Annotated in this window: 10 protein-coding genes; 6 read left to right on the top strand and 4 right to left on the bottom strand. The window is 70.2% G+C overall.

Annotated elements, in window-relative coordinates; all coding sequences use genetic code 11:
• Positions 1–37 precede the first annotated feature (37 nt).
• On the bottom strand, positions 38–793 hold the full coding sequence (locus ACWGDE_RS29015) for a TetR/AcrR family transcriptional regulator (protein WP_453391990.1): 756 nt from the start codon (positions 791–793) through the stop codon (positions 38–40).
• A gap of 255 nt (positions 794–1,048) precedes the next feature.
• On the opposite strand from ACWGDE_RS29015, the gene ACWGDE_RS29010 reads away from it, so the two are divergent.
• The 5 genes from ACWGDE_RS29010 (at position 1,049) to tpg (ending at position 7,252) form a co-directional block, all read left to right on the top strand.
• Entirely contained in the window at positions 1,049–1,711 is a 663-nt protein-coding gene (locus ACWGDE_RS29010) for a ScbR family autoregulator-binding transcription factor (protein ID WP_453391989.1), read from the top strand.
• Between the two features lie 211 nt (positions 1,712–1,922).
• Positions 1,923–3,185 carry an AAA family ATPase gene (locus ACWGDE_RS29005; protein WP_453391988.1) on the top strand — a complete coding sequence of 421 codons (1,263 nt, stop codon included), beginning with the start codon at positions 1,923–1,925 and terminating at the stop codon, positions 3,183–3,185.
• Entirely contained in the window at positions 3,182–4,120 is a 939-nt protein-coding gene (locus ACWGDE_RS29000) for a ParB/RepB/Spo0J family partition protein (protein ID WP_453391987.1), read from the top strand. Before ACWGDE_RS29005 ends, ACWGDE_RS29000 begins: the two co-directional genes overlap by 4 nt.
• A gap of 111 nt (positions 4,121–4,231) precedes the next feature.
• A complete protein-coding gene (gene tap / locus ACWGDE_RS28995; protein WP_453391986.1) occupies positions 4,232–6,688 on the top strand; it encodes a telomere-associated protein Tap in 2,457 nt (818 codons plus the stop codon).
• Between the two features lie 9 nt (positions 6,689–6,697).
• Positions 6,698–7,252, top strand: a complete 555-nt coding sequence (gene tpg / locus ACWGDE_RS28990) for a telomere-protecting terminal protein Tpg (protein ID WP_453391985.1) — start codon at positions 6,698–6,700, stop codon at positions 7,250–7,252.
• 58 nt (positions 7,253–7,310) lie between these two features.
• Here the strand turns inward: tpg and ACWGDE_RS28985 are convergent, their stop codons facing one another.
• Complete coding sequence (locus tag ACWGDE_RS28985) at positions 7,311–7,817, bottom strand: N-acetyltransferase family protein (RefSeq protein WP_453391984.1); 507 nt, start codon at positions 7,815–7,817, stop codon at positions 7,311–7,313.
• Between the two features lie 127 nt (positions 7,818–7,944).
• Here ACWGDE_RS28985 and ACWGDE_RS28980 point away from each other — a divergent pair, with 127 nt between their 5' ends.
• Complete coding sequence (locus ACWGDE_RS28980; protein ID WP_453391983.1) at positions 7,945–8,829, top strand: sigma-70 family RNA polymerase sigma factor; 885 nt, start codon at positions 7,945–7,947, stop codon at positions 8,827–8,829.
• A 165-nt stretch (positions 8,830–8,994) separates the two neighbouring features.
• On the opposite strand, the gene ACWGDE_RS28975 is transcribed toward ACWGDE_RS28980, so the two are convergent.
• Complete coding sequence (locus tag ACWGDE_RS28975; protein WP_112453053.1) at positions 8,995–9,468, bottom strand: MarR family transcriptional regulator; 474 nt, start codon at positions 9,466–9,468, stop codon at positions 8,995–8,997.
• Positions 9,465–10,103 (bottom strand): helix-turn-helix domain-containing protein, encoded by a 639-nt coding sequence (locus tag ACWGDE_RS28970; protein ID WP_239516702.1) that lies wholly within the window; start codon positions 10,101–10,103, stop codon positions 9,465–9,467. Before ACWGDE_RS28970 ends, ACWGDE_RS28975 begins: the two co-directional genes overlap by 4 nt.
• Positions 10,104–11,790 lie beyond the last annotated feature (1,687 nt).

Here is an 11,790-nt window from a genome sequence, read left to right as displayed (position 1 = left end):
CGTTAACGGCGTTAACGCCGTTAACGCCCACGCGCCGTCATCCCGCTCGACCCCGCTCCGCCACCAACAGCCCGAGCCCGTCGAGAATCCGCTCCAGCCCGAAGTCCAGCGCCTGGTCCTGCCCCCCGGCCTCCGCCGCGGAGGCCAGCGCGGCCGCCATCGCCGGGTACTCCTCCCCGTGCACCCGCATCACTTCCCCGAGCACCGTCGTCAGCTGCGCATCGGGCCCTTCCCCCATGGCCCCACCCGGGCCGCCGCCCATCGCGCGCTCCTGCTCCGCGATCCCCCGTACGTGCCCGGACAACAGCACCACCGCGTCGATCGCCTCGGCCCCGGTCAGCCCGCACCCGTCGAGCGCCGCGAGCGCCCGCTCCATCCACCCGACCTCGACCGGCCCCATCACCCGCGCCCCGACCGTCGCTCCCAACAGCCAGGGATGCGCCCTGAACCCGGCGAGCAGCTCGCGCGCCCACGCCTCGAGCCGCTCCCGCCAGCCCTCCCCGGCCGGGCGGCCGTCCAGCACCGACGGGTCCGGCATCGCCGCCTCCACCATCAGCGCGACCAGCTCCGCCTTGCCCGGCACGTACCGGTACAGGGCCATCTTCGTGACGGCCAACTGCCCGGCCACCCCCTGCATCGATACGCCGGCCAGCCCCTCGGCATCGGCGAGGGCGATCCCGGCAGCGGCGATGCCCTCCAGCGTGAGCCCCCGCTTGGGCCCCCGCGCGGGCTTGGCCGGCGGCCCCCAGAGCAGCCGCACGGCCGCACCCCACTGCTCGTCCGCGTCCGCCATCGGTCCACCTTGCACTCGGGCCGCCATTAAACTGTGTCTACCGTACACGTTAACGGCGTTAACGCCATGGCGCCAACACCGGCACTGACACCGGTGCTGACACCACCCCTGCATTAATCCTGCTTATGATCCAAAGCTCGAAAAAGTACTGGTCGACTGGTTTTTTTAACCGCCATCTGTCTAGATTGACCCTCGACGCCCGCCTTGATCAACTCGGGGTTCCGGCGAACCGGCACGATCCCAGGGGGAAGAGACATGGCGAGGGCCAGACAGGAACGTGCGGAGATCACTCGGCACGCGATCCTCGACGGCGCGGCGATCGCCTTCGACGAGAAGGGGTTCCACGGCACCAGCCTGACCGACGTGGTCGGGCACGCCGGTGTCACCAAGGGCGCCCTCTACTTCCACTTCGCGGCCAAGGAAGCCCTCGCCCGCACCCTGATGGACGAGCAGTTCCAGGTGTCCGAGGACGTCCCCGCCATCGAGGAGCCGGGCCTCCAGACCGTCATCGACCTGACCCACCAGATGGCGTTCGGGCTGCGGACCAACGTCCGCATCCGCGCCGGCATCCGTCTGGTCATCGAGTTCGGCTCCTTCACCGACCCGGACCCGACCCCGTACAACACCTGGATCGACACCTGCCACGCCTGTCTGACGCCGGCCCAGGAACGCGGCGACGTACTGGCGTCGCTCGACGTGCGCGATCTGGCGACCATGCTCGTCGGCGCGTTCACCGGCATCCAGGTGACCTCTCACGTGCGCACCGGCCGCGAGGACCTGCACAGCCGGGTCATCGATCTGTGGAACTTCCTGCTCCCGGGGATCGTGCCCGCGAACCGCATCCCCCTCTTCGACCCGGCCGGCTCGCCCGAGTGCCGGTACGAGCTCGGTCTGCCGACCCCGACTCTCCCCGAGTAGCGGGCGGCTGACGACGTATCCAGGGCGGCCTCGCACACGCCGTGGCGAACCACGGGGGTGCTCGCTACGGCGTGTGCGAGGCCGCCCTGTCGCGTACCCGGGCCCGATTCGGCCTCGTTCCGGCCCAATCCGGACAGTTCCACGCCACTTCGTTAGCAAAACTCAAGCGTGGCGCCCACGGACACCCTCGAACGTTAGTAAAGTCCCTCTCATGACTTCGCCCTCGTCACAGAACGACCGAGAGAAGGTCGTCTCCAAACTCCCCCCGTGGCTGCGCCAGGAGTTGAAGATCCGCACCGCCCAGCTGCGTGTGGACATCCAGGACGCCGTTCACCAGGGCATCGCCCACTGGAGCGCGCTCGCCTCCGCCCCCTCCCCCGTCGACACCTCCGGCGCGGAGTCCTTCTCCACCTGGCTGCCCGCCGGCCAGTGGGAGTCCTTCCGCGCCGACTCCAAGGACCGCGGCGTCTCCCTCATCCAGGGACTCGCCCAAGCCGTCCGCCTCTGGCTGGAGATGAACCCGGCCCCCACGGTCAAGCGGCCCTCCGTCGTCCGCCGCATCGTCGTGTGCAACCAGAAGGGCGGCGTCGGCAAGACCGCCATCACCGCCGGCACCGCCGAGGCCCTCGCCGAGGACCCCGACAGCCTCCACCCGGTCCGCGTCGCCCGACAGCTGGCCCGGCTCTCCGCCACCGAGGACGGCGAGGACGTGCTCGCGGAGTCCGCGGCGCCCCTGGACCTGGAAGACCTGCCCGGCCTCGGCATGCGCGTCCTGCTGGTCGACTTCGACCCCCAGGGCCACCTCACCAAGCAGCTCGGCCAACAGCCGCTGCCCATCGGCGGCGACAGCCTCACCTGCCACATGGCCGGCGAGGCCAAGGGCCCCCTCTCCGACCTCATCGTCCCCATCGCGGACGAACGCTTCGGCGACCGGCTGCACATCCTGCCCGCCTGCACCGACGCCTTCCTCCTCGACGTCCGCCTCTCCACGGTCCGTGCCCGCGAGGCCGCCCTCGAACGCGCCCTCTCGCCCGTCGAGGCCGACTACGACGTCATCCTCATCGACTGCCCGCCGAGCCTCGGCCTCAGCATGGACGCGGCCATCTACTACGGGCGGCGCCGCGACGCCGAACAGCCCGGCGCCTCCGGCGCGCTGATCGTCGTACAGGCGGAGGACTCCTCGGCGGACGCCTACGACCTCCTCACCTCCCAGATCAACGATCTCCGCGACGACCTCATGCTCGACATCGACTATCTCGGTCTGGTCGTCAACCTCTACGACGGCCGCCGCGGCTACATCGCGACCAGCTCCCTCCAGGCCTGGATGGACATAAAGGATCCGCGGGTCGTGGCGATCGTCCCCGACCTCAAGGAACAGCGGGAGGCGGTACGCGTGAAGCAGCCGCTCTTCGTCTACGCGCCCAAGGGCGACCAGGCTGTCGCACTGCGCGCCCTCGCAAGGGAGATCTCATGAGCAAGGCCGACAAACTCGGAGTCTCGACGTCCTTCGCCCGCGCCCAGCCGGTCGGCGTCAGCTCCCGCCGCGCGGCCATCGCGGAGGCCACCGGCGCCCCCACCTCCGGCGTGGTCCCGCCCTCGGAAGTCCCCATCGAGGCCCTCGCCCACAACCCCTTCAACCTCCGCGAGGACCTCACGGAGCTCGAAGAGCTCGCGGCCTCCCTCACGGTCCGGGGCCAGCTGCAGCCCCTCGCGGTCGCCACGCGCATGGCCTTCATGGAAGCCCACCCGGGCCACACCGACGGCCTGGGCCGCGCCCCGTACGTCGTCATCGACGGCAACCGCCGCCTGGCGGCGGCCCAGCGGGCCGGCCTGCGCAGCATGCACATCCACGTCAACGACTCCCTCGCCACCTCGGCGGCGGACATCCTGGAGTCGGCACTCATCGCCAACGTCCACCGCGTCGACGTGGCCCCCATGGACCAGGCCCGCGCGCTCCAGGAGCTCGTCGAGGTCCACGGCTCCCAGGCCCAGGTCGCCAAGCGGCTCGGCAAGACGCCCGCCTGGGTCTCGCAGCGCCTGACCCTCCTCAACCTCACCCCGGAACTCCAGGACAAGGTGGAAACGGGCGAACTCAAGGTGGAACCGGCCCGCCGCATCGGGCGCCTCCCCCAGGAGGACCAGGCGACGGCGGCCCAGGAAGCCGTTAACGCCGTTAACCCCCCGCGCCAGCGCACCCGCCCGGCGGCCGCGACGGCCCCGGCCCCCGCGGTCGCCGACGCCCAGCAGGACTCCGGTACCGACACCACCGCCGGTACCTCGCAGGGCCCGGCCCCCCGCCGGATCACGATCGTGGCGGACTCCCCCGACACCATCGCGGACGCCCTCACCGCGCACCTCACGCCGGACGACCTGAAGGCGGTCACGGAGCTGCTCCTGACCCGCATCTGACACGACGGGGGCGCTGACGCCGTTAACGGCGTTAACGCCGTTAACGCCCCCACGTGTGTTTCATGTGCGTTCCATGGTGCGGTTCGCATAGGCTGCGGCTGGAGGTTTCCCATGCTCAACGCGCACGACAACGAACAGACCACGCTCTTCGCCGCGGTCGACGCACTGCTGGAAGAGGCCGCGGCACAAGACGCCCTCCCGCACCCGGACGAGCGCAAGCGCCTCCGTGAAGCCGCGGGCCTGAGCCAGGACCAGATCGCCCAGGCCCTCTCCGTCCGCCGCGAAACGGTCACCTCCTGGGAAACGGGCCGCACCGCCCCCCGCCCGCCCAAGCGCGCGGCCTACGCCCGCCTCCTCAACGGCCTGGCGGAGCTCCACCCCATTAACGCCGTTAACACCGAGACCCCCACCCCGAACCCGGCAGCCCCGTCCCCTCTTAACGCCGTTAACGCCGAAGGAGCCCCGAGCACCGAGCCCGAGCACCGGCCGACCGTTAACGCCGTTAACGCCCGCACCGAGCCCGACCTCCAGCCGACCGTTAACGCCGTTAACGGTGGAGGCTCCCCGAGCACCCCGGGCACCGAACCCGAGCCGACCGTTAACGGCGTTAACGCCACCGCTCACGGCGCAGCCCCCGAACCACAGTCCGGGGCGGAGCCCCGACCGACCGTTAACGGCGTTAACGCCGTTAACCCCACCCCCCACGGCGAAGCCGGCAACACGGGCGGCGCAGCACCCGACCCGGGGTCTGGGGCGGAGCCCCAGTTCCGGGAAGGGGCGGGTAGGGGAACAGCCCCGCAGGGCCCCACCTCGACCCCGGCACAGCCGACGGCCCCGGCCCCGGCCCCGGTCAAAGCCCCCGCCCCGGCCAAGGCCCCCCGAACCCGCCCCACCCCCCTGGAAGGCAACGGCCCGCTCGCCGTCCTGGACGGCACCGGCAAGGCCCACGCCGCCGGCGGACTCGTCCTCGACCCGCCCGCCACCGACCTCCCCGCCCTCATCGCCTGGGCCCTCAGCCCCGCCGCCGGCCTCCGCTCCCCCCGCCTCCACCGCAACGGCAAGGACGGCGACCCCCTCCTCGTCCTCACCCCCGCCGCCACCGAAGCCCTCGGCCTCCCCCTCGTCCTCGAGGACCGCCGCGGCCTGCGCCTGCCCGACGACCACCCGGTCATCAAGCAGCTCACGAAGTCAAAATGGCAGCTGACCCGCCGAGGCTTCGGCCCCTGGCCGCGCGTCTACCGCCCCGCCACCCCCACCACCGGCCGCCAGTGCGTCCAGCTCGCGATCCTCCCCTGGGGCGCCCTCGACCCCCGCGCCTGGGGAGAGGACACCGCCGAACTCCCGGCCCCGGACCTCGCCGAACTGCTCACCTCCTACGCCGCCCGCGTGCTCACCCCGCGCGGCTCCACGGCCGTCTCCGGCCTGGAACTCATGACGGCACTGCGCCCCCCGACCCGCGCCGCCCGCGACGAGGCGACCGGTACCTGGGTGTCGGCCCCGGTCCCCGGCTCCCTCACCCGCCCCGTCGACCCCGCTCCCCCGGAAGCCCCCGACGAGCATCCGGTCGTCGCGGCCCTCTACCCCCGCAGCCACCAGCGCACCCCGGACCAGGTCCTCGACGAGGAGGCGTACGACTGGATCCGCGACCCGCAGCTCCTCACCGACGCCGAGTGCACCCGTACCCACGCCGTCGGCATCGACGTCAACATGGCCTTCGCCGCCGCCGCCAACCGCCTCCTCGTCGGCATCGGCCCCGCGGTCCACACCCCGAGCCCCCGCTTCGACCCGAAGATGCCCGGCTGCTGGCTGGCGGACCTCTCGGCCGCGCAGCTCGACCTCCGCCTCCCGAGCCCCTTCACCCCGCACGGCCGCCCGCCCACCGGCCCCGCCTGGTACGCCACTCCGACCCTGGCCTACGCCCAGGAGCTCGGACTCACCGTCCAGCCCACCGAGGCCTGGCTCCGCCCGGACCACGGCCCGTACCTCGACGCCTGGTACACCCGCCTGCGCGACGCCTACATGGCGACGATGGCGGAACTCGGCGTCCACTCGGCCCTCACGGACGCCGAGTTCCTCGATGCGATGACCGACTACAAGAGCCACGACCCCCGCCAGGCCGCGGTCCTGTCCGCGATCAAGTCCACCGTCAAGGGCGGCATCGGCAAGCTCCGCGAACGCCCGCAGGGTGCCGGCTACCGCCCCGGCGAAAGCTGGCCTGCCCTCGAACGCCCCACCTGGCGCCCCGACATCCGCGCCGCCGTCATCTCCACGGCCCGCGTCAACATGCACCGCAAGATGAACAAGATCGCCACCACGGCCGGCGAGTACCCCATCGCGGTCCTCTCCGACTGCGCGGTCTACCTCTCGGACGGCCCCAGCCCCCTCGACTTCCTCCCCCGCACCCCCGAGGGCAAGCCGCTGCCCGGCGGATTCCGCCTCGGCGTCAGCCCCGGCATGGTCAAGCACGAGGGCACCCAGCCCCTCCTCTGGGCCGTCCAGATGCTCGACGAGAACCACAACCCCGCCCGCCACATCAAGGGCCACGACGCCGCGGCCGACGGAGAGTAAGAGCCACCCATGTCCGAGATCAGCGACAGCCTCGAACGCGCCGACGAGCAGAACTTCACCCGCCCCATCCCCAAGTCCGCGGGCGCCCAGATCCGGTACCTCGTCAAGCAGCTCAAGTCCACCAAGGCCGTGGCGGACCTGCTCGCCATCTCCCGGCGCACCGTCGAGCGGTACGTGAAGGACCAGATCAAGCAGCCCAAGCCGGCGCTCTCCACCCGCCTGGAACGCGAGGTACGCCGCCGCTGGCAGCCGCTGGTCCGCAAGCGGGCCCGCGCCAAGGCCGCGAAGCAGACCGGCCTCGTCATCGAGACCCGCGCCCGCTTCGGTTTCAAGGCCGCCCCCGGCACCACCGACGACGGCCGCATGCGCCGCATCACCCAGCACCTCCCCCCGGAGTACGCCTCCCGCCTCTTCGCCGCCCAGGAGGCCGGTGCCAACGAGGCACAGCTGCGCCACATCGCGGCCGAAGGCCTCCAGGAGATCTACTTCAAGGACCACGGCGCCCGCGCCCAGGGCCTCCTCGTCGAGTTCACCGACATCGACTACGTGGAGCTCAACTTCTAGCGGTGTGGCCGGGACGGTGCGCCGGCCACACCACCGGAAGTCTCCCGCCGATCCGTGGTCAGCAGTCCCGCTCGTACTCGACCTGGTCGAGGAAGTGCCCCTCCCCGAAATCGAAGGCCCGCTCCGTCCCGCACGCGGTGAACCCCGACTTCGCATAGAAGCGACGGGACTGCGCGGTGTCGCGCAGGGTCCACAGGTGCACCCGGGAGAAGCCGTCCTCGCGCAGCACGCGCAGCGTCTCGGTCATCAGCACGGCGGCGACCCCGCTGCCCCAGCCGTCGGGGTGCCCGTAGAAGCTCAGGATCTCCGCGCACCCCGCCCGAGCCGAAGACGGCCCCGCGGCGGACAGCGCCAGGGGCCGCCCGTCGACGGCGGCGAGCAGGATCGTCGCAGCCTGATCCGCCCCCTCCGCCACCCGCTCGTGCCACCGGGTACGTCTGCTCCGCACCGCCCGCTCGGCGAACCCCGCCTCGAAGAACGGGGCGTACGCCACCTCCCACGCCGCGGCGTGGATCTCCCCGAGCGCTGTGCCGTCGTCAGGACCGGCGCGACGAACCTCGATCATCCGGCCACCCTACCCACGGTGCTTCCGTACGGCGCCGAGCGCGCGGCCCCGGCCCTCGCCGAGGCCGTCCCCCACACCGCGGACGAGAATTGCCTTCCGTCGAACCACCGGAAGGCAGGACCAAGCCTTGAACGAGCACGACGAGTTGGCAAAACGTTTCGAAGAGGAACGCGCCCGCCTCCGGGCAGTGGCCTACCGCATGCTCGGCTCCCTGGCCGAGGCGGAGGACGCCGTCCAGGAGGCCTGGATCCGCCTCAGCCGCACCGACTCCCAAGAGATCGGCAACCTGGCCGGCTGGCTGACAACGGTGGTCGGCCGGATCTGCCTGGACATGCTCCGCTCCCGCACCTCCCGCCGGGAGGACCCCCTCGAAGCCCGGCCGCTGGAACCGGCCCCCGGCGACACCACGAATGACGCCCACCCGCCGGCCGACCCGGAGGACGAGGCCCTGCTCGCCGATTCGGTCGGCGCCGCCATGCTCGTGGTCCTGGACAAGCTGGCCCCCGCGGAACGCCTCTCGTTCGTCCTGCACGACCTGTTCGCCGTGCCCTTCGAGGACATCGCCCTGATCACCGAGCGCACCCCCGCCGCGGCCCGTCAGCTCGCCAGCCGCGCCCGCCGCCGGATCCGCGGCGCCGAGACACGGCCCGGGCCCGACCTCGCCCGCCGGAGCCGCATCGTCAGCGCCTTCCTGAGCGCGGCGCGCGGGGGAGACTTCGAGGCACTCCTCGAACTCCTCGACCCCGGTGTGGTGGCCCGCTCGGACGCCGCCACGGCCGACGCCCTCTCCGTCGTCCGCGGAGCGGCCCTGGTGGCCCGTCAGGCGGCCACGTTCGCGCGGTTCGCCCAGACCGCACAGGTCGCGTTCGTCAACGGCGGCGTGGGCGTCGTCGCCCGCGTGGACGGCGGCTTCCGCGTCATGACGTTCACCATCCCGGACTCCCGCATCACGGAGATCTCCGTGATCACGACCCGCGCGGGCATGGACGAGCTCGACGTCCTCGTCCCCTGAACCCAAGTGTCGTGGGCGGCGCACACGTCGCCACCCACGACACCCCCGCGCCAAAACCCCTACACGGCCTCCACAGCCCCTGAAAACCACAAAGGGCCCCGGGGGTACCCCGAGGCCCTCAAAGGCCCCTGAGAACCCCTCAGAAGCCCTTCAATCGCTATGCCTTCACCCAACCGCGTGCAGCGCCCTACGACGCTTCGACTCCGCAGCCTTCTTCGCGACGGCCTGGGCCGCCCTCTTCTTCCGCTGCTCCGCCAGCTGGTCCTGGTACGCCGCCACGGCCCGGTGGTAGCTGGCCACGTAACCCCGGGCGTCCAGCCGCTCGTCCGCGTCCATCTCGTTCACGGCCGCGACCGCGTCCTCGAAGGAGGTGTACCCGGCCAGCATCGGGTTGATCTGGTAGACCCCGTTGCGGATCTTCCGGACCAGCTTCGCCAGCTCCAGGCTCCGCAGCGCGGCGTTCACGCTCGGCCGGCTCAGGTCCAGCATCCCGCCGACCGTCGCCTGGTCGATGAGGATCCGCCCGCCCGGCTCACTGAGCGACCGCAGCTTCAGCAGTACTCGATAGGCCGCCGGCGGAAGGTCGAGGTCCGAGAGAAGCCCATCGGCGTTGACCGCAGCGAATCGCAAGGTGCTCACTGAGCCGTCCCTTCTCCCGTGCGCTTCGTCCGGCTCACCCGACGCGCAGCGCGCTCTCTTGCCCGTTCGGCCCGCAGTTCCGCGATGGCCTGCCTCATGTGGTCCAGCGAAGGGAAGCGCACCAAGTCAGGCAGGCTCGTATCGCTACGAATCTGCGAGATCGTGCCGTGCTGCTCCACCTTCACGAACTCACCCGTCATCTCGGTACCCGGGATGAACTCCGCTACCCGGTAACTGTAGGGCGGGTTGAACTGATACACACCCCGCCGCACCTTGAAGACGATCCCATGAGACATCACCGTGTGCAGAGCTTCCGACGTCTTCGTCCGGCTGACATCCAGGATGGTAGCCATCTCCTCCTGCGTGAGCGGAATCCGCCCCCCCGCTCGCTGGCAGGCGATGAGCAGCAGGATCAGCCTCAGGGGCAGCGCTTCCCGGAAGTACTGGGCGATCACGAGGAAGAACTCGAGGCTGTCCATCGAGAACGCATTCGGCTGATTCTCGGTCCCGTAGAACTCCAGCGGCTTGCGCTCGCCGTCCAGAGTCAGCTTCCGCGTCGGGTACCGCTTCGCGAGGCTGTCCAGATCCTTGACCGGAGCCAGCGGCTGACTCCACGCGGAGATCGCGTCGTCCACCGGCAGAGCGGGACGCGGGGTCCCTACCGGATTGCCCCGGCGGCGCTGTGGCTCTGATGACACGAGGCTGCTCTCCACTCCGTTGATCTGCGGAGATCAGTATGTCAACAAGGGTGACACAAGTGTCACGCTCGTTGACGTTCGGCGTGTCTTGTGTCCCCTCACAGGTGACATATCTCAGCCACACCGTCCCCAGCCCCCTCCCCGAACCCCTCCGGCCAACGCCACCCACCCCACCGCCAGTTCGCCGACACATCTCCGCTAAAACGTCAGCCGCCCCGACGTTTTAGCGCATTTTACGTCAATGGCGCTGACGTTTTGCAGTCGTTGTGTCCCCCTAGCAGCGACACAACCACCGAGATATGTCCCTCCTGAGGGGACATATCTTTCCCCCCGCACCCCCTCTGACCTGCGACGACGCATCTCCGTACTTTCTATAGGCCGGTGGTCGCCCCGCTGCGCGCACGGAACGCCGTCTCCAACACCATCCGCAGACGCCCACCAGCCCAACTCCAAAGCCCCTCAAGCCCCCCTCACCCACACCGAGGAACCCCCACTCCCCAAGCCAACACCCCGCAGAAACTGACTGATTCCCGTCTCTATCCACCCTCCATTTTGAATCACCTCACTCCAAGAACCCCTTAACGCCGTTAACACCAACCCCAGAGCACCGTTAACGCCGTTAACACCCCCACCAAAACCCCAGCTCACAAGCCCAGAGCCCCAAAACCACCCCCGCCCACCGACCAACCACACCAACAACCCCACCAACCACCCTTAAACCAGGCCCCACCCCACTTGGCCGATTCACACCCAACACTCCACCACCCACCAAGCAGGGCCCTAGCACCCCCAAAGACCTCCGAGCCCGAAGCCCCGGCCCTCTCAACGCGAAGCTCCGAGACTCCGCAGCGAAGCGGAAGAAGCCCCCGGCCGAAGGTCAGGCCCCTGAGCGCGAAGCACCCTTGCTTAGCCCTGCCAGATGGTTCTGCAGCGAAGCGGAGGAACCACCGTCCAAGACGTTGCCCGGCACGAAGCACAGGGCTTCCCTATCAAGCGCGCAGCGCCTGAAAACACCTTCCAATCCCTCATCGATCGGCGAACTGCGAAGCAAAGAAGCCCCTCCCCATGGCGGTGGCCGGCGCGAAACGCCGGGCTTCTCTCCTAGGCACGTAGCACCTAGGTACCCCTTTCCCACCTCCCAGCACTGAGCGAGCTTCAGACCTAAACATGAGAACCACCGCGAAGGCTGACCCCCACGCGAAGCGCGGGCACTTCGCTACCCAGGCGCACAGCCCCTGGGTAGCCCTTGCTAATCGCACAGCGATTAGCAAGCTCCGAAGCAGAGGACTCACTACCGAAGGCGCTGCTCAGCGGCCAGAGCTTCCTTCCCAAGCGCACAGCGCTTGGGAACCCCTCACACATCGCGAAGCGCGGGAGTCCACGGGCTCGCGAAGCAGGCCCGCCCGGGTAGAGCGCAGCGGAACCCGGGCCAGTCCGAAGCCAAGCGCAGGACCCCGTCCGAAGGCCGGCCATAGCTCGGAGCGAAGCGGAGAGCCAGCCGCCGAAGGCGCCCCGGCCGAGCGCAGCGAGGCGGTTCAGTCCGAAGCGAAGCCGAGGACTTCCTGCCCGAAGGGCAGACTTTGGGTGCGAAGCACCCCAGCTCCGAAGCGAAGCGGAGGAGCCC

The organism is Streptomyces sp. NPDC054956, assembly GCF_053609185.1.
The sequence above is the reverse complement of the archived record's forward strand: the minus strand, read 5'-3'. Positions and strand labels throughout refer to the sequence as shown.